The following is a 25,332-nucleotide window of genomic DNA, read 5'->3' as shown; positions in this document are numbered from 1 at the left end:
ATCCACACTAGCTTGCTCAGAATCTATGCACATATTTTAAGGTATGTCAATAGTTTTTTTTGTGCCTGTAATGCCTATTCGTTCGTAGATAAATCCAGACACTCGATCAAAATGAGCGAACGCAGAGTAATTAAATATAATCGATCGCCCGCACAAGAGATTACTTGACTTGCACTTTTCGATCGGTGCGTTTGCGTTTCCACAACAAGCCACCAAAAACCGCAGCCGCAGTTACTATCCCTCCAATTTCTGAAGGTTCGGGAACAGGTTCAGCACCATCGATCGCCCGCATTTTAAACGAGAACTTATCGTGGTTTGATTCTAATTTTATCGGAAAAGCTAGGGGATTTTTCGGATCGATTAGCGCATCAATACCAGTAACGTTAAACTCGGAAACGCCGTAACCGAGCAAAGCCACAAAATCCACTATTTCATTAGGCTTAAATTTGCCGATTTCTTGACCGCCAACTATAACAGAAAAAAGTTCGTCAGCATCAATACCGCTGGGCAAACCGAGAATTTTCGTAAATAGCGATGGTTGGGTTGGGTTGGGATTAAATGCGATCGCATTTGACCCAACAGTATTCTCGCCGATTTTGAACGCAAAACCCGCCGAGGTTGGCGGGTCAAACCACAGGCGATTTAGTACATTATTAAAAATATGCCAACCATCCTCAAAATTATTAGGTAATACAGGATTGCGCTGAGAACTACCGCTGACGGGATTGAGCAAAAGAGCGTGATTTGCACCAGTCCTTTTGTTAATTCCTTGACCGACAATTTGACCGAGATCGTTAATGCCGTTGATTTGCTGTACAAACCATTCAGGATCGGCAATAATCCGACCAGAATCGTCAGAAATCAGACTGTTAAGGTTAGCCATTTCGCCATCTTCCCAGATTAAACCGTGACTGAGGCTGCCATTGACACTGGTGTTACCAAAACCGACTGCTTGTCCTTTATTATTAATTGCAACCCCATAATTGACATTGCCGCCCAGAGTTTTGAGTTCTGTAAGTTTACCGTTCGACCAGATAACAGGTGTACTTTGCTGAGTGTTCTTATTTGCAGAATAGCCGATCGCCTGTCCCAAATCGTTGATATCGTAGGCAATACTGTCGTTGTGTCCGTCCAGGGTTTTCAAGTCAGTCATCGTGCCATTTTCCCACAGGAAAGCATGAGTTATGCCGACAACAAGACCAGAATAACCAACTACTTGCCCTTTGTTATTGATACTCATAGCCCCACCGTTGAAACCAAGAGTACCGAGATCGGTCATTGTACCGTTTTGCCACAAAAAGGGGTTAAATTTATCTTGAGCAATGTTAAACTTACCAACTATTTGCCCAGCTTCATTGATGTCACTAGCGCTGCTGCTAATGCCGCCAAAATAACCGAGGTCTGTCCTTTGACCGTTTTCCCACACATAGGCATTATCCGTCCAATTTTCGCTGAGATAGCGGCCCACAACTTGACCGGAAGTGTTGATTTGGTAAGCCCAAGTGCTGTTGGTAACTTCAGTCAATTGACCGTTTTCCCAAATCCAACCCACACCATTTTTACCCATTACCACTTGTCCGAGATTGTTGATACTGTAAGTGTTGCCGGGGCCGAGGTCTTTAATGGTATAGGAGGCAAAACCTGTATGGATACTGGCTGCGTTGACTGGTTCAACTGTGGTAAATCCCAATAAAGTAAAAGCAGTCAGCGACAGACAACTTTGAACAAACCCGCGAGAGGAAGTTTGTTCAAACATTTTTTTTAATTTTTTCACGTGCACCTCAGAGTCGATGGTTGGGTTGGCGTTGCTTGTTTGCATAGAGAACGAGTTCCCTGTATATCTATCAGGGTGTCGATCGAGATTTTATGCGCTGACGCGACAATTTGTTACAAAAATTTACTAAAACCTACGCCTCGCCGTCCAAAAACCGAGTTTTCTACGAGAATACTAGGTTCCAGAATGATAATCACGCTCCGGTGGGAGAGTTCGCCGACGGCTGGCTCTCCCAACCTTACCGCTTGTTCGATCGTCATTATTATTATTCAATTACATTATTATTCAATTACATTTCTAGGCATTGCGGGTATGGCTCAAGGGCGAAAAATTTTGAAACAAGCGGTATTGGAATTCTTGGTTCACGGGCTGCGCTATGTATTCTACGCGCAACCAGGCCCCCTCTGGCGGGGACTGCCAACTGCACATTCTGCTGAACCCTTAAAAAGCAAGCTGGTTGCCTCACCATCTGAGTTTTATATCTGGCCTGACCCTGAGGGTGTCGTGAGAGGGACAACAATAAACTACGGTTTTTCGATCGACAATTTGCACAATATTTCCCCAAAAATGTGCTTAATGATACCGATTCGTAGCAGCAACCAAATTAGATTTTACTGCGATCGAGCGATACCAAACTGCAACCAAACTTGATTTATAAATAGTCAAACTACACCAAACTTGACGTGACCACATTCGTTTGCAGTTCGTCCATTTTCGTACACTTTCATCTCATTTTCGTCTGCGAACTTTATACTTTTGTCTATTAACGTTACACTTATATCCCTTTTAGTCTATTTATTCAAGACTCATACACAACAAGGATTACAGGGTTTTTGGTAACGTAAAAAGTTGCATTGGATAGGAAGCCAACCTTGCCAAAGACCCAGATTCAGGCAAATACTACAGGGGGGCATGGATACAAAACTTGCGCGTCTCTACTTACTCCGCATTGCACCGTTTTTTACAATCTTAGTTACCGAATACCTGGGGGCATCGAAATCTCTGTTTTTTCGACTCAAATGGAGAAGCGAAAAACCAAGGTAAATCAGTCTAAACAAGCCAGTTGTAACCAGTAAGCGTGTTCGGCTTGTTTTTGGCGATCGCAATTATTTTTGTGGCTTTAAGTCAGGAGCGGCTATGATGCTTGTTACGATCGACTCTGAGGACTTCTCTGGTTTGAGTTCGCCCCACCTACAATATGCAAGGAACACCATAAAAACGATCGACCTTGAAGGCATCCTTTAGCCAGAGATTGTCAGAAGCACAAGTCAAGAACAAAACTTGGGAGGTCAGAATACCACCATAAAAACGATCGACCTTGAAGGCATCCCTTAACCACAGAGTCTCAAAAACAAAACTTGGGAGGTCAGAATACCACCATAAAAACGATCGACCTTGAAGGCATTCTTTAGCCAGGGAGTGTCAAAAGCATAAGTCAAAAGCAAAACTTGGAAGGCGAGGATACCGCCATGTTTCGTACACCACAAGCCGTTTTGAGAGTTGGAAAACTTAAATCGATCGAACATTTGAGAACAGCCGCCAGACACAACAGCCGAACCACTGTCGTACCAAATGCTGACGAAAACAAGACTGTTGAAATCTTGCAAGGCCAAACATCGCCCGAAGCAGTCGTGGAACTAGCACGGGCAAAAATTGGATCTCAAAAAGTCCGAAAAGATGCAGTCATTGCCGCAGACATCCTCCTGGGGGCTTCCCCCAGCTACTTCAGACCCTCAGCCCCCGAAGACTACGGATACTGGCAGCAAAAGCAATTGGTTCTATGGACAGAAGCTTCAACTAACTGGCTCGAAGAACACGTAGGGAGCAACATCCTTCAAACCGCCCTGCACCTCGATGAAGCCACCCCTCACATCCACTGTCTCTGGGTGCCAATCAACAATGAGGGAAAACTGAGCTACAGGAGTACCGAGTTTGGAGGGACAAGAAGCGGCTTGAGCAAACTTCAAGACAGCTACGCCGCAGCCGTTGCCCACTTAGGTATCGAACGCGGTATCAAATTTTCGCCGGCACGGCATCAAAAAATCCGGCAGTATTACACTGCTGTCAACTCGCAAGAAACTGTATTAGATTTAAACTTATGGCTTCCCTCACCAGAACCAGAAGAAACTGCCACCAATTACAGATCTAGATCAATTGCTTTGCTACAGCCCGGTTCTGACGCCATCAACCAGGTGCTTGCAGAACGCCAAAGGGCCATAGCACAGCAGGAACTAGAACGTGAGAAAGCTATCCTCGCTCAAAAATATAGGGAACAAGTCGAGAAAGAACTGGTTGCAGAAAAAGCTGTATTGATTGCAGAGGAAGAAAAAGTTGCTCTGCTCTCCCAGTTAGCCGGCTGCTGCTTCGTTCTGGCGAATTGTTTGCAGGCAGATCTAAAAACCAACGAAGTCATAGGCTCAGAATGGCAGTTCCGAGTTCACAACGGCTGCATAGAAATCAAAAACCAACACGGGTTTAATTTACAAGCCTCACGCACGGATTTTACACGAGCGATCGCAAAACTTGCAAAGACCGAGTTGCAACAGTTGGCTGACTTCTCTAATTTGTTGCAAGCCACAGTGTACGATCGACTTGGAAAGCAAAAAAATGCGAACTTAGAACTTTAAGCCGAACCAAAGACGATCGCCGAGCTCTAACTCAAGACGATCGCCGAGCTCTAACTCAAGACGATCGCCGAGCTCTAACTCAAGACGATCGCCGAGCTCTAACTCAAGACGATCGCCGAGCTCTAACTCAAGACGATCGCCGAACTCTAACCCAAGATGATCGCCGAATTATGCTCCATGCCTAATTGAAATTTCGCTCCGGCAACACCTGTTTCACACGCATCGTTCCTTCTATTTAGACAAGCTCAAGTATTAAGTTTTTAAGCTGAGCCGTGTTTCCCAATCTCGTCTCTAATTCGCTTTTGAGGTCGATCGCTAAAACCACATCTGAATAGTATTTCAGTATGCCGATCTCGAAATTAATCATATATCGATATATGATTCACCAGATCGCTCTACAATCTTTAAATCATTTACCTCAATTTAACACCATGCAAATTCGATTAGCAGTCATCAGCAATGCTGGGGGCAGTGGCAAAACCACACTTTCAGTCCACCTCGCCTACGAACTAGGTTTGAAGGGTTTCCAGGTCGCCATCATGGATCTAGATCCCCAAGGCTCGCAGACCCTTTTTTGCGGGTTGATGCCACCAGAACCAGAACACACACTGTCCGCCGTGCTCCGAGACGGCTTCAATGGCTCTTGGCCCCTCACTCCTAGCTGGACTTCCCACACCAATAATGTAACCGTTTGTCAGGGTGGGATGACGCTAACACAAACAGCAGACGAGTTAGTTTTGCACAAACGCGGCGCTTACCTTCTGAGCGATTGCCTGACCGACTATCCGCTAGAACACGACCTGGTAATCTTTGATTGCCCCGCCACGTTAGGCCCTTTGCCCCTAATGGCGCTAGCTGCCGCCACTCATATAGCGGTGCCGGTGCAGCTCGAACCAAAATCAATTCAGGGCGCGGCTCACTTATTGGAATGGTACTACCACCATTGCAAACACTTGCGCCTCAAGCCCCAGCCAGAAATTATCGGGTTTGTACCTAACCAATACGATACAAAACGAGCCACCCACCGACAACTTTTAGAGTCTTTGCCAGCTCAACTAGAGCAGATGAATATCCACACTTTTCCTGCCATTCGGGACAGCGCAGAATTTATCAACGCCTGCGGGCAGGGACTGCCTTTACACATTTATCGCCCCCTTCATCCTGCCTTGGGCGACTTTAAGGAAATTGTGAAGCACGTAGCCAGTTTGATGCCAAATAAAGTTACTTCAGCAGACAACGAAAAGACCAAAAAGAAAAAGTAGCAGGACTTACGCACAGGCTCTATCCCAAGCCAAGCAAGGCCGAAACAACCGCCCAAGGTATACCAACCGTTTGGGCAGCACCGGACATTGATGATTGCTGAAACCTTTGATATACAAACGTTTGACTTCTGAGTGTTGACTTCTGACTGCCGAGCCCTAACTTCTGACTGCCGAGTCCTGACTCCTGACTGCCGGGTTCTGACCAAAGCAAATTTATCTGTAAATAAAGCAAACTTTCTTTTGTTCACTCCCAATCAAAAATCTTAAATCCCTATGGCCCGTAAAACTCCCGACTTGACCAGTTACTTTTCAGCAGCCAAGCAATCCATGCAGCTATCCGAGGCTGAGGAAGAAATTCAGAAATTAAGAACCGAAGTTGAAGAGCTGCGGAAGTCCGGTGCAGCCGAACTTGAAGCACAGCTAGCTGCTCTGCGAGAGCAACTGCAAGTGGCTGGAGGCGTTCTCTCAGTTCCCCTAGATCAAATTCTACCCAACCCCGAACAACCCAGACAGACATTTTTACCCTCTAGTATCGAATCAATGTCCCGCTCCCTTACTAGCGACGGACAGCTAGAACCCATCATCTTAATTCAGCGGGGAGAGTTAGTAATCTTCGACGGAGAGCGACGCTGGCGTAGTGCTAAAAACCTGGGCTGGCAAGCTCTGGAAGCTGTGATTATTCCAGAGCCAGCATCTCTGCATCGCAAGGCGTTACTTACCTCTTTACACAGAGAAGACCTCAACCCCCTGGACAAAGCTGAGGCGATTGTCCGCGAGTTAACTACTTCTTCTGACTTAGAGCCTGCAAATATCCCCCGCATTCTCTCGACTGCTGTGCGGCGGCTGAACGTACAAAAGCGCATGAATTTGGTTTCTGAGTTGGTGAGGGCAACACCTGAAGAACAACGACAAGGTTTGGAGGTTTTAGATTTAGATGAGCAAGAGCGAACTGTAATGGAAGGTTTACTCGATTTGCAACTCAACCCGGCCTCGATTGATGCCAATATTTTTCCCATGCTGTCAATTGCGCCGGATCTAAAACTGGCGATTCGGAGCGGACTCAAGGGGGTTCACGCTATGGCTCTCTCTAAACTCTCTGCTAAGAATTTGGGAGTTTTACCAGAAGAGGCGGAGCTCATTCGACTTAAGGCAACTAACCAAGTTTGTACCGAGAAATTATCGGCTGCCCAAACTCGTAAATTGGTGAAGGAAATTATCAGTTCTAATCTCACTAAGTTTCCAGCTTCGGCTCAGCAACTCAAACAGGTCAAACTGGCTGCTGGGAATTTGAAGAAGCTGTCACCCCAGGTTTTGGAGGAATCGGAAGTTGAGCAACTTGTGGAACTACAGGAGGTTTTGCGCCAGAAGTTAGCGGAAATTGAAGCTGTTTTGAAGCAAAATGCGATCGGCAAAAATTCCAAGTAAACTACTTCCACGCTTGTTGAAGCCCACATTCCGCACTCTAAAGTGTCAAACTACTAATTTTTTTAGATATTTGAGCATTTTCGAGTGGTAAGCGCCAAATAGATTTCCCAATCTGTGGTACAAAAAGTAACTTAATTTGTTTGCAAAATCAAGAAAAAACTGATTGTGACAGATTACGGTGCCGAATGCGAGCAAAGGCTGTGTCACCTTGCCAATTGCCCAAGTTTATAGATATTCCGAAACCGACAGCATTCAGCATCAAACAGCAACTTAACCGTTCCCGTCCCGCTATTCCGTCCTTTCAACCCAATAATTTCAGCCGTTCCGCGATCGGGAGAATCAGGATTATAATAATCGTCCCTGTAAACTCCAAGTACAACATCGGCATCCTGTTCAATTCCACCAGAACCACGCAAATCCGATAAACTCGGACGTTTATTTGTGCGAGCCTCTACTCCCCGATTGAGCTGAGAAAGCAGTACAACGGGCGCGTCAACCTCGCGAGCTAAAATCTTCATCTGTCGGGTAATTTCGCTGATTTTATTCACAACATTTTCATCCGCCGAATTCACCATCAATTGCAAGTAATCAACAATTACCAAGCCCAAGGGGCCGCGCTCACAAACAAACTCCCTGACTCTGGAACGAATTTCCAAGGGAGACGGTTCCAAACTTTCGTCTATCCAAAAATCAGCATCGCTAACTTTCCCTAAAGCCGAGGCTAGCACTTCGTACTTACCAGCTAAGTTAACTTTCCTGATATCTTTCACCGGCACCCCACTCTCAAGTGCTACTAGCCGCGCCGCTAAGTCCCGACCTGGCATTTCCATCGAAAACATCAAAACTCGACCGTTCGTGGGAAGGGAAGCAATGTTGTACCCAAGGGCACAAGCCAAAGCTGTTTTGCCGCTACCGGGGCGACCTCCTATGACAATCAATTCACCTCGGTAAAATCCCCCTCCCAGTAGGTCGTCGAGGTCGTAAAACCCTGTGCTGATTCCAGGAAAGTAGTTAGCAGTCTTCAAGCGTTCTTCCTCAATTTCATCTAGATACCGCCAAAGCTCCCCGCAATATTCCCAGAGAGGTCGAATAGCTTTTTGTCGCTCTTCTTTGTACTTATTGAGGGCAAAAATCTTTTCCTCGGCCCTATTTAGTATCGCACCTAATTCAGTAGAAGTTTCGTAGCCAAGCTGTACTATGTCATTACCAGCTTTGATGAGTTCGCGCCTGACAAACTTGTCCACCACTAGCAAAGCATATTGGTCGATGTTGACGGCTGAAACAGTCCGGTCTACGAGCATTACCAGTTTGGTTAGACCTCCTACTACTTCCAGCAGGTTGTGGTCGCCCAGGAAGGTAGTGATGTTCATCAAATCTGTGGGCTGCTCCTTAGAGTGCAGCGCTAAAGCGGCCCGATAAATATGTTGGTGAACTGTAATTGCCAATGCTTCGGGGTGTAGAATATTTGCGACTCTTTTAATGGCAATTGGATCGATCAGAATTCCGCCTAAAATGGCTTCCTCTGCATCAATATTGCTAGGCATAATTTTGTCAACTAAACTGATTGCCATATCTGGTATTCTCCTTTGATTTTGTTGCTAATTGAACTGTGAGAAAAGTTGTCTAAAGGATTAAAAGCTGTCTAGATAGGTTGGATAATCACTGTTTTCACAACTAAGGTATGGCCCAATACCATTTACTTAAGAAGAATCTGACTTGCAAAAAATGTCTGTATTGCCTAGAAAATCGTCAGATGAAATTCCTAAAAAAGAGTTAAGTAAACCGTATTGAGGTATAGCCTTTCTCAAAAAAGTGAGGTATACCCATGGATTCTTATGCTCTATGCCCTATGCCCGGTTTTGCCTATGCCCATGAGTACCTCATATTTCTGAACAAGGCCATAAATAGCTAAGTAGTAGACAATTTGCTTAGAATTTGTTTTGCTCGCTGAGGAAACCGCTGCATCCACTGCAAGTAAATTTGCTGTTGAATACCTAGCGATGCGAAAGCTTCTTGGCCTAGTTCTTGGAACTGTTTTAATAACTTTTGGTGAGTTTTTAATGGCATATACTGAGGGTCAATATAATCCTCAGTTATTATTGTTGTCTGTACAGAAGGAGAATTTTTTGTAACTGGGGGGCAGCCTGTTGAAGCTGAAGACGAAACAACATTTGTTGGGTTAGAGTTTGGAAAACTGTTAGTTTGTTCCCACCAACGACCGCGCAAACAGTCAACTATCCATCCTGAAGGGTTAGATATTTGCTTTGTTTCGCTTCTGATTTGCAGCAGGTTTATGGCTGCTTGAATTTCCTCTAAGTTGTACTGGAGAATGCAAACTCTCAACTCGGGATTCATCCCTCCTGTGGCTTGCATAACTATCTCCACAATCTGAGTCGCATCGGGGTTTGTAATTACAACCGCTTCACTGGTAGGAATTGCATTAGGGTCGGGAATTTCAGTCGTTTCGGAATTGACAATTGCAACCTCTTCAATAATTTCAGTTACATCAGGATTAGGAATTACAACAGATTTAGAAGTAGAAATTGCAACCACTTCCACAATTCCAGTTGCTTCTGAGTTAGTAATCGCAACCGCTTCGGCAATTTCAGTTATATCAGGGTTCGCAATTGCAATCGTTTCGGCATTGACAATTGCAACCTCTTCGATAATTTCAGTTGCTTTGGAATTGGCAATTACAACTGGTTCGACAAATTTATCGGTTTCAGGATTAACAAAGGAAGATGTTTCGAGATTTAACGGGACAGCCTTGTTGATTATTGTTGGTTCGGTGCCAGAGATTCTTTGATGGCCGAGGCTGTCGAGTTTTGTAGGTAGTTCTTGCGGGGGTTCAGAGGTTAAACCTGTTTGTTCTGAACTGCAAGGTATTGTCGCATTGTCGAGCGCTGGAATTTTATCTGAATTAGTGTTCAGGCATTCAACCGTTGGGGCGGAACACTTATTCTCATCCAGAATTTTTAATTTTTGTTGTAAATTTTCTTTCGACTGACTGTTTTTGGTCTGGATTTCAGTAGCAAGTTCAGTACCAAGTTTCGATTCTACATTTTTAAGCTTTATACTTGGGCTTGCTAATTTTTCTTTTTCTTCAAAAGAATTTGAAAAAACAGCAGCAACATTTTCAGTGCTTTGCTGTTCTTTTTTATCCTTTGTAAAGAGTACGGCACCATCAGGGTTTGAACCCTCTGTTTGCTCAATTTTTGACTGTTGACGTTGATTTTTTGATTGTTTGTTCAGTTTTTGGAATTTTTGCTGGGTATGAATGAAGGGGCGAACTTCCCCCAGGTGCTGTACTGCTATGCGGAAAATGCCATGCCCATAGTTTTTGAGGATTTTGACCAAGCCGAATTTTTCGAGCTCTTTGAGGGCTGCCCGCCTGGTGTTGGCGCTGTAGGGCTTGCCGTTGCGGACTGGAGTGGCTCGTTTTTCGCCCAAGGGGATGCAATGGATGTCGATTTCCTCTGGTTTGCCACCGATGCAGGTTCTGTACAGGTAGAGGGCGAGTTTGATGGCGCTGGGGGTAGCGCCTTCGAGTATGTCGGCTAGGTCTTCGTAAACTGCTGCGTGTCTGGCGAGTGGCGGCTTGTGCCAGTTAGTTGTAGCTACAACCATTTTTTCCTCCGACGTAAAAAAGAGTGTAAAAGTTGCGAGTTGTGGCAGTCGCAAGCCACACGAAAGAGACTGCTGTTAATTGGGCAGGGGACATTGAGCGCTCTTGGGCCACCTTCCTGTGGAAGGCCGCATGGACTTCGCGCCGCTGCATTTGCACGCTTATTGGGTGTGCGCCTGTCTGTTCCATCTTGCCAGGTCGATCGTTGCGGTATCTAGTTGCGGATCAGTCTTATCAGACTTATAAGAGTTGTTCTAAAAGCTGAAAACCATATGTAGAAAGAGTTTCAAAAATGAAGTGTCGCGGCATTCTAGAGGTTTTGTCGCGGCATTCTAGAGGTTTTGTCGCGGCATTCTAGAGGTTTTGTTCTAACCGTCAAACCGAGAGCTAGTAAGAAGTTGAGGGTTATTTTAAATGGCTATTTTTCTTAGAACAAGTTTCAGAACAGCCCGAGCATTCTTCGCAGAAAAAAAAACCAGCCTCTAAATGGTTGGTCTATGACGCTGCCTTGTTGAGAGCAGGTTGAACGAAGCCTATTCTGATGTGATTAATAGGTGCCAGATTCGTGATTCCACTTCTGGTGCAGGGGTTCGCTCTCCACGTTCCAGCATGGATACATAACGCTGCGACATCCCTAGCCAACCTGCTAATTGTGCTTGACTCCAACCTTTGGCTACCCTTGCTTCTTTTATCTCATTGCTTGTCAGTTTAGGTTTGGGAGCTTCTTTCAGACGGGGTTGAATTTGTTTGAGTTCAGCTTTGGTTGCCAGGAGTTCGGGGATAGGTGCTGGCGGATGGATAGTAATTTTGGCTGCCAACAGCGTGTCAAAGTATCCTGGTTTTTTTCGAGACTTGCTACCAGGTCTCAGCCATTCTGGGTAAGTCTCTTGGTCAAACTCGATCTGAAACCCTCGCTTGAGTTTCAGTAGCACTTCCAGGGTGCGATTCCAGTTATTCGTCAGCTTGTAAGTTTGTTTGCGGTCTGACCGAGCTAGATCGATTACCGTTTGGGGCAATAGCGCTTGTAGGAGTGTCTCCACTTTGTAAATGCCACTGGTGTGGAATCGGCTTTCCATCGTCAGATGAAGTGCTAAGCGCAAAGCCATTTCATCATGGTAGGCGTCAATTTTGAGAATGTCCTGAGCTAAATACCCAAACTGATACAAGGCTTCCTTGGCGAAGCAACCTGCTTTGTTCAAGAAGGCATGAGTCCAGAGTCCTGGTTGGACGGTAATGTAAACTTCATCAGGATGCTCTATTTTACCCTCCAGATTCTGCTGACCTGTTAACTGAATTTGAATATTCCACATTCGCGAGGTGTCAACGCTGGCTCTAATTCCACCTTTTTTGTGTTTGCCTTCAATCCATGTGGCTTTGATTGCTAAGCAACCTAGAGCATACGCAGTTTTAGCTATTTCATTCAGTTTTTGAGATACTGGCAAGTCTGTGCGTTTGTCCCACCCCATTTCCTTGATTAAATCACTGCCTTCGAGAGTGAATAAGCTTTTCCACGGCTCTTCTTGTCTCATAATGTGAGCTGCAAAAATTAGGTGTAATTTGGCAGCAGTCAGCCCAAATTTGTCAATAATTTGCATAGCCTCGTCTAAAGGCAATAGCGTGATGTCACCGGGGCTGGCAATGTAATGCTCGATGATGTTGTTGGGGTCGCCCTTGGCTCGGTGTTGGAAGTAGCCGACACCTGAAGGGTATTCCTGCCACAAATCTATTCTAAGTTGTGCGTGGAGGCTAGATACCATAGGAGGGGGCGTCGCAACAGGGGCGATCGGTATATTCTGGTACAGACGAGGTTCTGTAATGGGTTTGTCTGGGGTATTTCTAACTTCAGCCAGACTTTCTGAGCTAATGCTGTCAGTCATAATTTTAGTCAATAGTTAGAGCCTAGTATTTTACTCAATAATTTTTTTAAAAGTTCGAGATTTTCACGTTGGCATAATGTTGTCTAGTTCCAGTTGTCAATTGGAAAATAGGTAATAAGAAACCTGCTCAAACTAATGGACGCGGATTGCGATCGGATAGATTGTCCTGTGCCGATTCCAGAGAACCATCCATGATATCCCAATCCATCGCATCGTCTGGAAATAGCGATAATTGCCCTGGAGATACGTTAGACTGACCTCGGTTATGATACGACAGATGGCAGGCGGTACAAAGGGCTATTAAGTTTTCTGGGCGATTGTCCTCCGGTATTCTGTTGCGGTGGTGTACCGTTAAGGTCAAGGAACAACGTTCAGACTTGGTTAAGCCACTTGTGTTGCCAGGTCGGAGGCATTGTTGGCGGCACTTAGCACAGCGCCACCCCGCACTTTCTTTTATGGAAAATGCAATCTCTTGCCAGTTTTCGGGATATCTTTTTGGTTTTGTCATAGCTCATTTCTCACAATATGACGATCGCTTTTATTGCCATCACTCAGAAGCTATTAAGTCAAAGAGTGCTGTAAATTTCCTCAATATTCCATATCTTTTAACGCCTTCCTCACTATTATTTCATGCTTGTCTCACTTAAGAGCTATCGCCATCCAGAACGCACAAAGTACAGAAAGTTGTATAGCAATCCTAAATGATTTATGTAATTTTTGATTTTTGCCAAAATAGTAGTTTTTAAGCTAGGTAACTGAATTTCTAAAGTACCATCATTTCTAGGAGTTTGCCTCGGAAATTTTTGGTTGGTAAATCTGGTGTCTAGTGGCGCGTTTTCTTGCACAACTATTAATACCAGTTGCTCTAGCGATTCGCAGATGGGGCCGCCAATCTAGACTTCGATCCTTTAGCCTTCCTTACTCCTTGCCGTGGCCACAAGAAAGAAAACACGAGTTCGCTAGCCGCCGGACGCCGAGGACTCACGAAATAAGGAATGATAATTAAATAACTTACAATTTTATGATTATTGTGGGATGGGCGGGACGCCCGTCCAGAGAGGATGGGCGGGACGCCCGTCCAGAGAGGATGGGCGGGACGCCCGTCCAGAGAGGATGGGCGGGACGCCCATCCCACGAACTTCTCTAAATTATTTAATTTGCGATCCTAAGTAGTCAAGTTATTAATTTTTTATTCCTAAGTCCCAAGTCGAGCGATCGCGCAGTACCTTTCGGCCGTAAAATTTAGTATTTATAATGCCACTTTGAAAGAATAAATGCTCGACTTACTTGGAGAGCAACAGCCGGAAACCTTGAGGCTGCAAGAACCCGTGCCGCTCGCGCTGCACCCGGCAGCAGTGTACCTGGACAGTTTGGGAAGCGAACGGTCAAAGGCAACCATGAGAGAAGGACTCAATATCATGGCCCGAATGCTGACAGGTGGGGAGTGTGACGCCATGACGTTGAATTGGGCGGCATTGCGCTACAAACATACTGCGGCCCTACGCTCGGCCCTGGAGAAAAAGTACGCCCCGGCGACGGTAAACCAAATGCTGTGCGCCCTGCGACGGGTGTTGAAGGAAGCTCTGCGGTTGGATTTAATCGACCCAATAGATTACAGTAAGGCGGTGGATGTCAGGAGTGTCAAGCAATCGGGAAAAGTTAGGGGGCGGGCGCTAACGCTCTCTGAGATTGCTGCTTTGATGGAAAGTTGCTCTGGTAAGACTCCTATTGATGTTAGGGATAAGGCGCTGATTGCTATCTTGCGCGGGGGTGGCATCCGTCGCGGTGAGGCGGTTAATCTGTTGAGGCGAGATTTCAACCCATCCACGAGAGCGCTATTCGTCCGAGAGGGTAAGGGTAAGAAAGACAGGACGGTTTACCTCCCGGAGTCTGCTTGTGTTTTGGTGTCCGAGTGGCTGGAGTTGAGGGGGGAGGCTCCGGGCCCTCTGTTGTACCCGATTCGGAAGGGGGGAGAAATTCAGTGCCGGCGCATGACGGAGGATGGTGTGTTGAAGATTGTGCAGCGGCGGGCGTTCCTCGCTGGGGTGGAGTCTTTTAGTCCCCACGATTTCCGGCGCACGTTTTGTTCGGACCTCCTTGATGCTGGGGTGGATATTGTGACGGTGCAAAAGTTGGCGGGTCATGCTTCTCCGGTAACTACGGCAAAGTATGATAGGCGTGGGGAGGAAACTAAGCGGCGGGCCGTGCAGCATTTGGAGTTTTAGTGCTTTGTGACGTTCTCTGCCGTTAAGTGCTGACGCACTATAAAAGGTGGGCAAGACTGACATCTAGGACTCTGATGAAACTTATAGTTCCTTTATCAATAGCCTTTGCTAATTGGGGCTTGCTGAAAAAGTGTACGTAGTGGAAAAACGAGGCTACACAGCTTAAAAAATAGTAGGTTTCTGGCTTGCATTTGGGAATGCAAGCCAGAAACTAACAACTTTCATTGCAAGGGTTTTGAGCCTCTATAATCCAATACCGTTTACTTAAGCTCACCCTGGGGGTAAACCGCTATGAAAAGAAAAATAGATACGGAGATTGCTTCGTTCCTCGCAATGACCATCTTAAGTCAACCGTATTGCTCTATAATCCTCTAACTTGCACTTTTTTAAGCAAAAAAAGCTTAAACCCATTATCTGGCAAGCTTTCTAGTTTTATTCAGCAAGCCCTAATTATGGGTTTCAGCTACAGAATAATTGGCTGTTGTCAGGTTTTTCCTAAGCTACTTGAAGAACATAATACCAGTTCAGATCGTGCAACAGTAGTGGCAGTAGGTCGATTGATATGAAGTTTAATCCAGTAGGGAACCAAGCTTGACTTGGTAGTTAGTTCCAAGCAACAAATAGAGTATTCAACGGAGTTCCGACCGCAGTAAAAGCAGCCGACGCTGGTAAATTTCTAATATCTGTTGAGCAAAAGCAATCGCCGCCTCTGAAATGCGTTCCCTTGGAAATTGTCTATAACTTTCGCCACCGCGCATCCACTCCCCGTCCCACACATTTAATCCTTCCCTCATCCCGTTCTTGACGCAAAATGCGACGAATTAAATCCACAGAAACCACCGGACAACGCTGCTGTAACTCTCGCATCGAAAACTCCCAAGGCAAACTCTCAATTGCCTGTAAAACCATTGCAGATTTCGTTCCTTTTGCTCCTCCAATCACCCCAACCCGCTGCTCAAATTCTCGATAAGCTCCCAGTAACATTACCCCTAAAAAATACTCCCACCAAGGCAACAAGCTATGCTTCCCCTCATGCCAATTTTGAGAAGATTGGTACAAGGCATCATAATAACTTTCTTTGGTGCGCTCCACAATTTGTTCTAAACTAATAAACTGCCCTACTTCATAACCCGCTTGATACAACAATAACAGCGTCAGCAATCTTGCCATTCGTCCGTTACCATCCAGAAACGGATGAATGCACAAAAAATCGAGAACATAACTAGCAATCAACAACAATGGTTCAATCTCACCTTCACGGGAAAATAGATTAAATTTCTCATGCAACTCTTCCATAGCATGAGAGGTGGCATAGGCGGCAACAGGAGTAAATCGCACTATTTGTCTACCATCAGTTGTGGTTGCCGTAATTAGATTTTCTGTTGTTTTCCAACAGCCACCTAAACCGACGCTAAATTGATATAAATCGCGGTGAAACTGCAAAACAATATTCGGAGTAAATGGAATATAACCATAGCTGGCGTGAATTGTATTCAGTACATTCCGATAACCAGCGATTTCCTGTTCTGAACGATCCCTTGGTGCTGTGCGTTCCGTTACTAATTTGCGAATTCGCGCCAGAGGAACGGTAATTCCTTCAATGCGGTTAGAAGATTCGGTACTTTGAATAATCGCAGTTTGCCGCAAAGTTTCTAGCACTTGTGGCGCTTGTTGCTTGTATAATTCCTGCTTGCCTTTGTACTCCCCAATTAAGCGAATCGTCTGTAGCAGTTTTTGGGTAATCGGTTGCTGGGTTAAAAAGGTCTGTTCAAAAGATTTCATAGATTAAAAGCACCACTGTCATAGCCATTGAGTCGCTTAGGCCTATTATATAAGTATTTTTAATATAGGTACTAGCCTGGTCACAGTACCTATATTAAAAGTATTGTACCCGATCGCTTCTGTATGGATGCGTGTCTAAAAGGCGCGGTGCGTGTTTAAAAAGGCGCGGTGCGCGTTTAAAAGGCGCACGCTGACTGGGGGGTTGGTGCGGTTGCCGATCGTGGCTGCTAGGGTGGACAGGTTTTGGTGTTGGGGGTGCAAACCTGTTACAGTACCGTCATCTTCAACGCCGAGGTAAATGAAGCCGCCGTCGGTATTGGCAAGGCAGACAACGGTTTCAATCAGGTCTTTGTCCGGTAGGCGAGTGCGATCGCTTTTAAACTCGACGGTGAGGGATTCTTGTTCGGGAATCGTGCGATTCATTTAACAATATAAAATAGGGGCGACCTGACGGCATTTACAATTTTACGGCAAATTAGTAGATAATTCTCAAATTCTCGTTAAATCGGAATACTACTTTTTCACTTTTTTGGGCAAAATCTAGTCAAATTAGCATCTATTTATGCATCTAAAACAACAGCAGAATGGTAGCGAGCCGGCGGAATTTTAGCTAGTTCTATATTTAATTACTTTAAGGTAGAATTGGAAAGTGATTTAGTAGTTATAGCAATTGAAAAACTTGATTAAAAGCGCTTCGCGCTGGAGCGAAAACCACCAGTCCCGAATTGGAAGTGGCTCAGGTGGGAAAACCCCAGAACAAGGAGTCAAAAGCTATGTTAGGAGAAATTTTTTCTGACGAAATCGCAGTATTGCAAGAAGAAATCCGCATCAAAGAAGCGCAGATATCGTCGCTGCAATCCGCAGAACTTAGCGTTATCGATGCGATGGCTGCATTGACTTCCGCCATCGCCACAGCAACCGAAATAGCACCACTGGCGATCGAGAAATTGAAAAAGTCGGTCATGTCCTTGTGGGACAATGACCCTAACGACAGAGCCCCCGATGATGGCAACCAAGACAGCAACAGCCATCCCGAAAACAGTGGCGGCAACAGCAACCAAGACAGCAACAGCCATCCCGAAAACAGTGGCAGCAACGGCAACCAAAACAGCGACAGCCATCCCGAAAACAGTGGCAACAGCAGCCAAGACAGCGATAGCCATCCCGAAAACGGCAACAGCAACCAAGACAGCTTCTTGACAGAAAAACAAGCAAACTTAACTTACTGTGGCGACAGCCGAATCGGTCAAGTGTATTCTTCTGACGGAGAGATACAATTTTCTTACCTGAGAGGGAATAATAAAGCAAAACTTGAATCATGGGGCAGATACTTGATTCGAGAAAAATATGCTGCTGGATTCCAATTACGCGCACCAAATTGCGTTACAGCCTGCAAGCACGAAATCAAAATCTGGGGGTTAAAAAATATCCAAATACTGTACTTGATCAATCTGAACAAACAGCCTCCATCCGCTGACTTTGCAGAAATAAATCCAAGTACGCTTACCTTTCCCAAACAGTACGAAGTACGCAGGAACACAAAAGCTGTTTTTGCAACTTCTGACTATCAAGAAGCTCTCGAATTTTACAAGAGCGAAATCAAAAACCCAATAACCGTTATTGCTACTCTACTATACCCGGAATACCGAGTATTAGAGCAGTTCGACGTTCGCGTCAAAACCAATACGAATCGAGTTATTTTGCTCCCCGAAAAATCTGCTTAAATTTTCATTTTCTGGCATTTGTACGGAAAATATACGGCACGAATCCTGACAATTTGCAGCCGGGTTTTCTGTACAAATATTATTTAACAATACTTCGGACAGTTTTAGATATAATCGAGTATCTCCAACCCTTGATGGCTATAGGGATGAGTATTTTTTCAATCTTTAAGTAAGCGTCCTGAGTTTCAAAAAACCATTAAAAATGCCAGGGCTTACGCTGTAACGTTTACAGAGTCGTTAAAAAACTGTCCGGAGTATTGATTTAAGCGCTCCGCGCCGAAATTCTCGAACTATAAAAATAGGTCAGAATTTCCATGCAACTAATCCACCTAAATTGGGAAAGCCTCAGCATCTTAGAGCAAGAAGAGTCTTTCAAGTTAGAATATTCAGACTTTGAAAGAAGATACAACCCGCACCGATACGCAACAATGTGCAAAAGCGAAGCAGGTCAAATGCACCTTTTAATGAAACAAATTTTCTTGAATGTTCCGGTGCAAAAGATCCTAGAAAATTATCCTAAGCTTGCTAACTGTATAAATGTGATACAGTTACAACTCCAGGAAATATTTCGGCTGAATACATCGGAACAAGTACACCAAGATTATACGGTGCAATTACTCTGGGAAAACTGTCTAATTTGGTCTGAAATAGACCTCATAGTTATCAACCCAGAAAAATCTGAATTTCGCTGTATTAACTGGACTTGGAACGAAGGAAATGTTCCAACAGAAGCGACCGTACAGCAGCACTGGAAAACACAACTACCTCTCTTTCTGCTAGCGAAGAACTACGATTTAGCACCAGAAAGTCTCAGTTTTACTTATTGGTTTGTGAACGGTTGCAGCAATACAAGCGTAGAGTACAACTTTGACTACAACACTGCACAGTTTAATTCGTTCTTTGAACGCCTGGACAAAACGCTGCAAAAGCTGTCAACAACGCAGCCAGAAATAAAGAATCCGAACGAATACTATTTGCGACTGGTTGAGGAAGCTCCAGAAGTTGAGATTTAACAAAAAAAGGCGATCGTACTTGCTGGAAAATTATTCTCCAGAACGAGGTACGATTGCTCTTGACGGAACGGAAGCGGGGAGTTCGCAGGGTGGATCGTTATTTACAGATTCACCCTGTTTGCTTTTTGCAAAAGAACTGATGCCGTCGCATTATTTTTGAGTTAAAATCAGCCGAGAGACCAGGAATTATTCACGGATTTTTCCGGCTGCAACCTGTATTCGACAACTACAGAATCAGAGACAGTAACATCGGAAATGGGGAGCTTCAAATAATAAGATATCCACGCATTTTGATGGTCTAATTGGTTGCTGGTACTCGGAGCAAAAAAGAGAGGAATGCAAGGCGAGTGATTGAATCCGTACTGCCCGAAATAAGTTTCTCTGATTAACGGCAAATGCGGTACGTTGCCCAGCGGATAATACAAAGCATTTGGATCGTAAAGTGTCAAATCCATCCTGGAAAAAACGCTGATGCCGTTAATCTTGAATTTCTGGCAAGTCGCAATCGCTACCCACTCGTTATCCCAAGGGTCGGGAGAAGGCGAAACAATCCTAAAAGCAGGATTTATATTCTCGTAAAAAACCCACTTTTCAGGAAAAGGTTGGGCATCACAATGGAAGTGCATTTGGTCTGGCAAAGTTGTTAAAAATCTCATAATTTGTCCCTCAATAAGGATAAAACTCTGGCTTTGAAGGCTGGCGGAAATTGCCCGGATTTGCAGGAGCCGTACCGCCACTTTCGACTGGGCTGCTGCCAACACCAGCAGGCAGGGAAGCAGGATTTCCAGGGGGAACGGGCAATGAATTGTTAACTGACTGCGGTAAGGGAACGGTATTTGAGAAAGCAGGAATAGAAGGATTTGCAGTTGGAAAAACTGCTGTCGGCAGGAAGCAGTAAGTGTAATAACGCGCTGCAATCGCACCGGCAAATATTACGGTTCCTGCCAAATACGTGCGACAGTTTTGTCCAGCCGGTTGTGGAGAACTAAAGGTGCTGTTGCTAGAATTCGGAGGCTGAGTGACAGGTCGCTCCAACCCCTCTGGTGAACTGAAAGAGTTGCTGAAATTAGTTGAAACGCTTGCTCGCTCCAACGACTCTACAAAACCGCCACCAAAACTGGAATTGCTACTTACAGCGGGGGTATTAGTAGCAGGAGAAAAAGGTACTTCTCCAAACGGCGGAGCGCTCAAAAAACCTGCAACGTCAGAACTCAACCCATCAGTCGGCGGGAAATTCGACGGCTGTGTTGGCGAAGTTGCAGAAACTGCTGTAGCCCGCAGCGAATAGCGATTTGGAACCATCGAGGGGTCTTTAGACATCACGATTACTTTGTAGTAACCGCTCGACGGCGGCATGAATGTAAAATAGGGATGCTGACTGAAACCCACCTGTCGGTTTGAAGAATCAAAAATTGCAAAAACCGGATTAAAACCGCGTACTTCGGCTCTAAAATCAAACAGAATTTTTTCACCTGCATTCGCTCCAAATAAATGCTCCTCTCCTCGAAGTTGCTGGACGGGATTGCTGCTTTCCCAAAAGTTGGTAAAACGATAAATTGGGCTAGTCGCTCTCACCGCACCGACAACGGGTTCGTTATTCTTCAGTACGGCGGCAACAACAGGCTTAGCAACTACTAAGAAAATCGATGCAGTTAAAATGGTTCCCCATAAGGTTGATAATTTCATGATTTTTTTCCTCAAAAACAACCAAGAATTAATGATTTATGCAGCCTAATGACTGCGTTTGACTAAAATCAATTCAGAACCGGGCTGTACGCCTAGTTCCCTTAAAGTACCTGCCCTCAATTCCAAAACTGTATCCACTGGATGCGGGTAATAAACGGGTTTGCAATCAGAATGCGCCACACCGCGACGAAGCAAACAGGGTTTAACATTCGATGCCATTTTTACAACAGTCCCAGAGCGCAAAAACACCACATCAAGAGCAGCTTCCATGTTCGGCATTACCACTGATACAGGTATTGGTGGGTCTACAACAAACATCATTCCCCGGTTGCCAGTCAGTGGCGGTCGAAACTGTAAACCCTTTTCTTTTTCTTCAGAACTGCGGGCTACTTCTAACTCAATTCGCCTGCTTCCCGATATCAAATAAGCTCCTATTTGGAGATATTGTGCCTGTCTGGAGCGATACTGTACGAATGTTCGCAGCGCCACAACTGAAGGCAGTAAAAGCAGCAAACTCCAACCCAAAAAAGTGTTAGCTACAAACACTTTTTCAGAAAATCTTTGCCAGTCAAACTTTAACCAATTGGTGAACATTTACTTAATCCCTGATTTTCTGCTGCTTTATATGTCGGTATAGATGAAATAGTGGAACCAATTTGTCAACATTTAGTGAATCCCTCATTTTCTGCTGCTTTGTGCGTTGGTATGGGCGAAGCTGTGGAACCAATTTGTCAACATTTAGTGAATCCCTGGTTTCGTGCTGCTTTGTACGTCGGTATAGGTGAAATTGTGGAACCAATTTGTGAACATTTACTTAATTCCTCATTTCGTGCTGCTTTGTACGCCGGTATAGATGAAGTTGTGGAACCAATTCGTGAACATTTACTTAATTCCTCATTTTCTGCTGCTTTTTACGTCGGTATAGGTGAAGTTGTGCCATCAATTTATCAACACTTATATCCTCATATTTTGCTACTTTGTACGTCGGCACTAGCGAGCGAATTTATGGAATCAATTTCATCATTCAAGATTTACTTGATACTTCCTCTCCCCAAAAAGTAGAAAGTACGGGTGCAAATAAACTCGTATCGGGACTGGAAGCAGGCACGGAAACATAGCGCGATGAATTTTCCATTGCCAGAATTCTATCTGTATCTCTCACGAATAAAGGCGTTATTTTCTTCCTCTCTTCTAAAAAATCGTTCAGTTCCAATCTGACAATGCCGCGTAAAGTTTTAGATTCGATTGACAAAGGCAAAATCAACAAATCGCTTTCGGGTAAATTGACCAAACACCTCAATTCTTGAATCTGCTCTCTATCTCTTTTGTTCCACAGCGAAAATTCCGAGTTTTTACCGCTCAAGATATTCGCTATTTCTCTAGCTTTTTTTTGAGCAGCGACTTCTACCATGCGGGCAAGTTCTGCTCCAACAAAGTTGTTAGTCATGTTCAACAAAATCTGCCAATCGCGGTCTGAAAGGGGAGATTCTGAAGTATTTTTGTATCTGTTATCAAAACGAGCAGCGTGGAGTTCCACAATTTGCTTTCGCTCGCACGCTTGCGGAAATCCCACGTAGAAAATCGCATCAAATCGGCCTGAACGGGTTAGCTCTGGGGGTAGTGCTGCGAGGCGGTTGAGAGTGGCAATTACAAAAGTGTGACCCGTTTTATCTTGCAGCCAAGACAGCAATTGGCCGAGAATTTGAATGCTGTTGCCCGATTCGCCAGAAAGAGAACTGGAATTAGAAGAAAAAAGCTTATCTAACTCATCAAAATAGAGCACGCTAGCTCCTATTGCTTCCACTCGCTGTAAAACACAGGACAAATACGCCGCTCCTCCAGCAATCAGAGCGCCCACATCTACGCTCACCAAGGGTACGCCCAATTTAGAAGAACAAACAGACGCGGCAAATGTCTTGCCGGTACCGGGTGGCCCCACCAACAGCCAACCTTTCGGCAAGGGAATAGAAAAGCTTCTCGCCATCCCAGAAAATTGAAATTTTACGTCTTCTAAGGCATTTCTCAGCAAGTCTAAACCCCCGAATTCGCCTAAAATTGAAGGTTCCTTAAAAGTCAATCCCAATTCCCGAAATTTCCCAATTTTATACTGGCGCAGACTGCTGCATATGTCTGAATTTCCGTAATAACCCTGCTGCCAAAGAGTTACTCCCCTAGCAATTTCTTTCAAAAATAAACCAGACATCGCACTAATCAACTGTTCCGAATCGGCTTGCTCCAAACCAAATTCTGCGGACAATCGAGATGCTGACTCAACCAAATGCTTTCTATCCGGCAGTGGCAAAAAGACTGAAGGTACTAAACTTTTTAAATAGTCGTCTACCCGCAGCCCATTTGTAGAAAGCAATACTAAAAAATTACTGCCACCGCTGGCTGCAAATTTAAAGTACAAATTGGCAACTATTGCCGATAGTTGCAGTTGCCTTTCTTCTGAGTTGAAATCGGAAATGCTGCGAATCTGCATGAGTTCCTGCATATTCTCGATTACAAATATACCCGGAGTGTCTGTCATGCACAAATACTTCAAAATATCAAAAATGCCGCAGCAATCGGGAGCTACGAAACTGTGAGGACGAGAAATATCTTGAAATCGACAGGAACCAAAGTCCCAAAAATAGCAAGGTATTTTAAATTCTAATGAAGCTTCTTCAAGTAATTGAAATGCAGAGGGTCGCTCTATCAAAGGAGCCACAAATTCTATTACCCAACCGGCAGAAGCCATAATACCTGACAGCGCGTTTGCATGAGCCATAAATCATCCTCGTTGTTTTACATTGCCCTAATTAGTGGGAGATTTATCCACCCCAAAACCCCAATAGTTAAAGTTCTAACTGTGCTTTTTTCGACTGTTTAGAATTAGATTCATAAGGTCGAGACTGACTCGGCTTCATCTTCATCAATTCAGGAAGAGCTTTTTCAAAACGCTCTAAATCTGCTTCGGTCATGCGACTGCGGAAGTTCCCGCAACCATCGTCTATTAGCAAACAGCCGCGATTTGGGTCGTCGATGCGGCACCTACCGTCGGGAGTGGCTTTCCAAATATAGTGTGTCCCTTTCACTTCAACAGGCGTGCCGACGGAGGCAGAAAATTCAACTAAATGCTCGACTACATAACGCAATCTAGAATCGCTACCCCATGATTGAGATGGTTGAAATTGAGATGGTTGAGATTGAGATGATTGAGGTTGCGATGATTGAGGTTGAGATGATTGAAATTGAGATGATTGAGATTGAGATGAGTGAAATTGAGATGATTGAGATTGCGATGAGTGAGGTTGAGATGAGTGAGGTTGAGATGATTGAAATTGAGATGAGTGAGGTTGAGATGATTGAAATTGCGATGATTGAGATGCTTCCAGTGCAGGTGCGAATGACGGCGAAGATACTGACTTCTCCGGAGTAGCTACCGCACGACTTCTGGGTTTTACAGCGGATTGCTTCTCTCCGACAGAACCCCCGACAGCTTCCTTTACAGGTTCTACAACTACTTGCTTACCTCGATTCAGTTCTTCAATAATGCGCGTGGGTTCTTCGCTTAATGGCGAACTTTCGCGAACTTTAAAAAAAGAGGCAAAATAATTTGACTCAAAACCAGCACCTATAAACTTATTAACTAAAACAGTACCTTCGGCATCGGTTTGCAGTACGGGTTTGCCCGCAAAATCAACTCGCAAATCGGCGGCACCGGGCAATGTTGAGCCTTCTGCAACATTTTTAAGAGCATCTAAAGTTTTTGGCAAGCCTGGATTGTAAAATCTACCAGCCATACCGGAAAGAGTGTCTACTTTTGAACCGCCTGCATACCCAAAAAGCAGGACATCTCCCATGCTTATTTGCATCCCACTTTCTAAACTTCTTTTTCTTTCGTCTGCTTCTAATTTCCGCCGCTCATCTTCCTCTTGTTGAGTCAATTCCCGCAACCGTCGTGCTGCTTCTTCTTCGGCTTGCTTAAAAGCTATTTCAGCACTAACAACAGCGGCAACTACGGATCTCAAAAAAGATTCTTGAAACGAAACTATTTCTCCTGTACTCACAGATTGCATTTAACGTTACCTCACTTTCAAATATTTATTAGGCCAAATTGAAAAAATCAGCACGACTGGTTAGGACAAAACCTGACTTGGGAAAAAATCAGCACAACTGATTAGAATAAAACCTGACTTGGGAAAAAATCAGCACGACTGGTTAGGACAAAATTGGAACCTGGAACAAAATCAGCACGACTGGTTAGGACAAAATTGGAACCTGGAACAAAATCAGCACGACTGGTTAGGACAAAATTGGAACCTGGAAC

21 protein-coding genes are annotated in these 25,332 nt (G+C 44.7%); 8 read left to right on the top strand and 13 right to left on the bottom strand.

Translation table 11 applies throughout. The features are described 5' to 3' along the window. Nucleotides 1-160 precede the first annotated feature (160 nt). Complete coding sequence (locus QZ938_RS23090) at nucleotides 161-1,819, bottom strand: DUF3466 family protein (protein ID WP_293351537.1); 1,659 nt, start codon at nucleotides 1,817-1,819, stop codon at nucleotides 161-163. A 141-nt stretch (nucleotides 1,820-1,960) separates the two neighbouring features. Here QZ938_RS23090 and QZ938_RS23085 point away from each other — a divergent pair, with 141 nt between their 5' ends. Together QZ938_RS23085 and mobV are read left to right on the top strand one after the other, a co-directional pair. After that, nucleotides 1,961-2,425, top strand: a complete 465-nt coding sequence (locus QZ938_RS23085; protein ID WP_293351539.1) for a hypothetical protein — start codon at nucleotides 1,961-1,963, stop codon at nucleotides 2,423-2,425. A gap of 818 nt (nucleotides 2,426-3,243) precedes the next feature. Then, nucleotides 3,244-4,401, top strand: a complete 1,158-nt coding sequence (gene mobV / locus QZ938_RS23080) for a MobV family relaxase (RefSeq protein WP_293351541.1) — start codon at nucleotides 3,244-3,246, stop codon at nucleotides 4,399-4,401. Nucleotides 4,402-4,636: 235 nt separating this feature from the next. Here mobV and QZ938_RS23075 read toward each other — a convergent pair whose 3' ends face one another. Further along, complete coding sequence (locus QZ938_RS23075; protein ID WP_293351543.1) at nucleotides 4,637-4,768, bottom strand: hypothetical protein; 132 nt, start codon at nucleotides 4,766-4,768, stop codon at nucleotides 4,637-4,639. 64 nt (nucleotides 4,769-4,832) lie between these two features. On the opposite strand from QZ938_RS23075, the gene QZ938_RS23070 reads away from it, so the two are divergent. Then, the gene (locus tag QZ938_RS23070; protein ID WP_293351545.1) at nucleotides 4,833-5,663 is read left to right on the top strand and encodes a ParA family protein; all 831 of its coding nucleotides are present in this window, start codon (nucleotides 4,833-4,835) and stop codon (nucleotides 5,661-5,663) included. 273 nt (nucleotides 5,664-5,936) lie between these two features. Next, a complete protein-coding gene (locus QZ938_RS23065; RefSeq protein ID WP_293351547.1) occupies nucleotides 5,937-7,088 on the top strand; it encodes a ParB/RepB/Spo0J family partition protein in 1,152 nt (383 codons plus the stop codon). Nucleotides 7,089-7,291: 203 nt separating this feature from the next. On the opposite strand, the gene dnaB is transcribed toward QZ938_RS23065, so the two are convergent. From dnaB to QZ938_RS23045, 4 genes are all read right to left on the bottom strand, one after another. After that, entirely contained in the window at nucleotides 7,292-8,659 is a 1,368-nt protein-coding gene (gene dnaB, locus QZ938_RS23060; protein WP_293351549.1) for a replicative DNA helicase, read from the bottom strand. A 337-nt stretch (nucleotides 8,660-8,996) separates the two neighbouring features. Beyond that, entirely contained in the window at nucleotides 8,997-10,715 is a 1,719-nt protein-coding gene (locus QZ938_RS23055; protein ID WP_293351551.1) for a hypothetical protein, read from the bottom strand. Between the two features lie 531 nt (nucleotides 10,716-11,246). Beyond that, nucleotides 11,247-12,590, bottom strand: a complete 1,344-nt coding sequence (locus tag QZ938_RS23050; protein ID WP_293351553.1) for a helix-turn-helix domain-containing protein — start codon at nucleotides 12,588-12,590, stop codon at nucleotides 11,247-11,249. 127 nt (nucleotides 12,591-12,717) lie between these two features. After that, nucleotides 12,718-13,098, bottom strand: coding sequence for an HNH endonuclease (locus QZ938_RS23045; RefSeq protein ID WP_293351555.1), 381 nt, complete (start codon nucleotides 13,096-13,098; stop codon nucleotides 12,718-12,720). Between the two features lie 766 nt (nucleotides 13,099-13,864). Between QZ938_RS23045 and QZ938_RS23040 the strand changes: the two genes are divergently transcribed. Further along, a complete protein-coding gene (locus tag QZ938_RS23040) occupies nucleotides 13,865-14,815 on the top strand; it encodes a tyrosine-type recombinase/integrase (protein ID WP_293351557.1) in 951 nt (316 codons plus the stop codon). 735 nt (nucleotides 14,816-15,550) lie between these two features. Here QZ938_RS23040 and QZ938_RS23035 read toward each other — a convergent pair. Further along, a complete protein-coding gene (locus tag QZ938_RS23035) occupies nucleotides 15,551-16,597 on the bottom strand; it encodes a Fic family protein (protein WP_293351559.1) in 1,047 nt (348 codons plus the stop codon). Between the two features lie 135 nt (nucleotides 16,598-16,732). Beyond that, nucleotides 16,733-17,020 carry a helix-turn-helix domain-containing protein gene (locus tag QZ938_RS23030; protein WP_293351561.1) on the bottom strand — a complete coding sequence of 96 codons (288 nt, stop codon included), beginning with the start codon at nucleotides 17,018-17,020 and terminating at the stop codon, nucleotides 16,733-16,735. Between the two features lie 317 nt (nucleotides 17,021-17,337). Between QZ938_RS23030 and QZ938_RS23025 the strand changes: the two genes are divergently transcribed. Together QZ938_RS23025 and QZ938_RS23020 are read left to right on the top strand one after the other, a co-directional pair. After that, on the top strand, nucleotides 17,338-18,321 hold the full coding sequence (locus QZ938_RS23025) for a hypothetical protein (protein ID WP_293365642.1): 984 nt from the start codon (nucleotides 17,338-17,340) through the stop codon (nucleotides 18,319-18,321). Nucleotides 18,322-18,635: 314 nt separating this feature from the next. Beyond that, nucleotides 18,636-19,334, top strand: a complete 699-nt coding sequence (locus tag QZ938_RS23020; RefSeq protein WP_293351565.1) for a hypothetical protein — start codon at nucleotides 18,636-18,638, stop codon at nucleotides 19,332-19,334. 167 nt (nucleotides 19,335-19,501) lie between these two features. Here the strand turns inward: QZ938_RS23020 and QZ938_RS23015 are convergent, their stop codons facing one another. From QZ938_RS23015 to QZ938_RS23005, 3 genes are read right to left on the bottom strand one after another with little or no spacing between them, the layout of a single operon-like run. Continuing rightward, a complete protein-coding gene (locus QZ938_RS23015) occupies nucleotides 19,502-19,990 on the bottom strand; it encodes a hypothetical protein (protein WP_293351567.1) in 489 nt (162 codons plus the stop codon). Between the two features lie 10 nt (nucleotides 19,991-20,000). Continuing rightward, nucleotides 20,001-21,020, bottom strand: coding sequence for a hypothetical protein (locus QZ938_RS23010; protein WP_293351569.1), 1,020 nt, complete (start codon nucleotides 21,018-21,020; stop codon nucleotides 20,001-20,003). Nucleotides 21,021-21,065: 45 nt separating this feature from the next. Next, the gene (locus QZ938_RS23005; RefSeq protein WP_293351571.1) at nucleotides 21,066-21,614 is read right to left on the bottom strand and encodes a DUF192 domain-containing protein; all 549 of its coding nucleotides are present in this window, start codon (nucleotides 21,612-21,614) and stop codon (nucleotides 21,066-21,068) included. Between the two features lie 51 nt (nucleotides 21,615-21,665). Here QZ938_RS23005 and QZ938_RS23000 point away from each other — a divergent pair, with 51 nt between their 5' ends. After that, nucleotides 21,666-22,082: a hypothetical protein gene (locus tag QZ938_RS23000; RefSeq protein WP_293365641.1), complete on the top strand. Its 417-nt coding sequence runs from the start codon at nucleotides 21,666-21,668 to the stop codon at nucleotides 22,080-22,082. Here the strand turns inward: QZ938_RS23000 and QZ938_RS22995 are convergent. Both QZ938_RS22995 and QZ938_RS33125 read right to left on the bottom strand, forming a co-directional pair. Further along, complete coding sequence (locus QZ938_RS22995; RefSeq protein ID WP_293351575.1) at nucleotides 22,045-23,790, bottom strand: AAA family ATPase; 1,746 nt, start codon at nucleotides 23,788-23,790, stop codon at nucleotides 22,045-22,047. The two genes, QZ938_RS23000 and QZ938_RS22995, sit on opposite strands and share 38 nt — an antisense overlap. A gap of 354 nt (nucleotides 23,791-24,144) precedes the next feature. Continuing rightward, nucleotides 24,145-24,402, bottom strand: coding sequence for a pentapeptide repeat-containing protein (locus tag QZ938_RS33125; RefSeq protein WP_363318822.1), 258 nt, complete (start codon nucleotides 24,400-24,402; stop codon nucleotides 24,145-24,147). Nucleotides 24,403-25,332 lie beyond the last annotated feature (930 nt).

The organism is Microcoleus sp. CAWBG27, from assembly GCF_020883145.1.
Taxonomy (GTDB): domain Bacteria; phylum Cyanobacteriota; class Cyanobacteriia; order Cyanobacteriales; family Microcoleaceae; genus Microcoleus.
The sequence above is the reverse complement of the archived record's forward strand: the minus strand, read 5'-3'. Positions and strand labels throughout refer to the sequence as shown.

Bases quoted from the DNA above. Each gene is read 5' to 3' on its own strand.
- QZ938_RS23090 (WP_293351537.1), bottom strand. From the start codon at position 1,819: ATGCAAACAAGCAACGCCAACCCAACCATCGACTCTGAGGTGCACGTG.
- QZ938_RS23085 (WP_293351539.1), top strand. From the start codon at position 1,961: ATGATAATCACGCTCCGGTGGGAGAGTTCGCCGACGGCTGGCTCTCCC.
- mobV (WP_293351541.1), top strand. From the start codon at position 3,244: ATGTTTCGTACACCACAAGCCGTTTTGAGAGTTGGAAAACTTAAATCG.
- QZ938_RS23075 (WP_293351543.1), bottom strand. From the start codon at position 4,768: ATGATTAATTTCGAGATCGGCATACTGAAATACTATTCAGATGTGGTT.
- QZ938_RS23070 (WP_293351545.1), top strand. From the start codon at position 4,833: ATGCAAATTCGATTAGCAGTCATCAGCAATGCTGGGGGCAGTGGCAAA.
- QZ938_RS23065 (WP_293351547.1), top strand. From the start codon at position 5,937: ATGGCCCGTAAAACTCCCGACTTGACCAGTTACTTTTCAGCAGCCAAG.
- dnaB (WP_293351549.1), bottom strand. From the start codon at position 8,659: ATGGCAATCAGTTTAGTTGACAAAATTATGCCTAGCAATATTGATGCA.
- QZ938_RS23055 (WP_293351551.1), bottom strand. From the start codon at position 10,715: ATGGTTGTAGCTACAACTAACTGGCACAAGCCGCCACTCGCCAGACAC.
- QZ938_RS23050 (WP_293351553.1), bottom strand. From the start codon at position 12,590: ATGACTGACAGCATTAGCTCAGAAAGTCTGGCTGAAGTTAGAAATACC.
- QZ938_RS23045 (WP_293351555.1), bottom strand. From the start codon at position 13,098: ATGACAAAACCAAAAAGATATCCCGAAAACTGGCAAGAGATTGCATTT.
- QZ938_RS23040 (WP_293351557.1), top strand. From the start codon at position 13,865: ATGCTCGACTTACTTGGAGAGCAACAGCCGGAAACCTTGAGGCTGCAA.
- QZ938_RS23035 (WP_293351559.1), bottom strand. From the start codon at position 16,597: ATGAAATCTTTTGAACAGACCTTTTTAACCCAGCAACCGATTACCCAA.
- QZ938_RS23030 (WP_293351561.1), bottom strand. From the start codon at position 17,020: ATGAATCGCACGATTCCCGAACAAGAATCCCTCACCGTCGAGTTTAAA.
- QZ938_RS23020 (WP_293351565.1), top strand. From the start codon at position 18,636: ATGCAACTAATCCACCTAAATTGGGAAAGCCTCAGCATCTTAGAGCAA.
- QZ938_RS23015 (WP_293351567.1), bottom strand. From the start codon at position 19,990: ATGAGATTTTTAACAACTTTGCCAGACCAAATGCACTTCCATTGTGAT.
- QZ938_RS23010 (WP_293351569.1), bottom strand. From the start codon at position 21,020: ATGAAATTATCAACCTTATGGGGAACCATTTTAACTGCATCGATTTTC.
- QZ938_RS23005 (WP_293351571.1), bottom strand. From the start codon at position 21,614: ATGTTCACCAATTGGTTAAAGTTTGACTGGCAAAGATTTTCTGAAAAA.
- QZ938_RS22995 (WP_293351575.1), bottom strand. From the start codon at position 23,790: ATGGCTCATGCAAACGCGCTGTCAGGTATTATGGCTTCTGCCGGTTGG.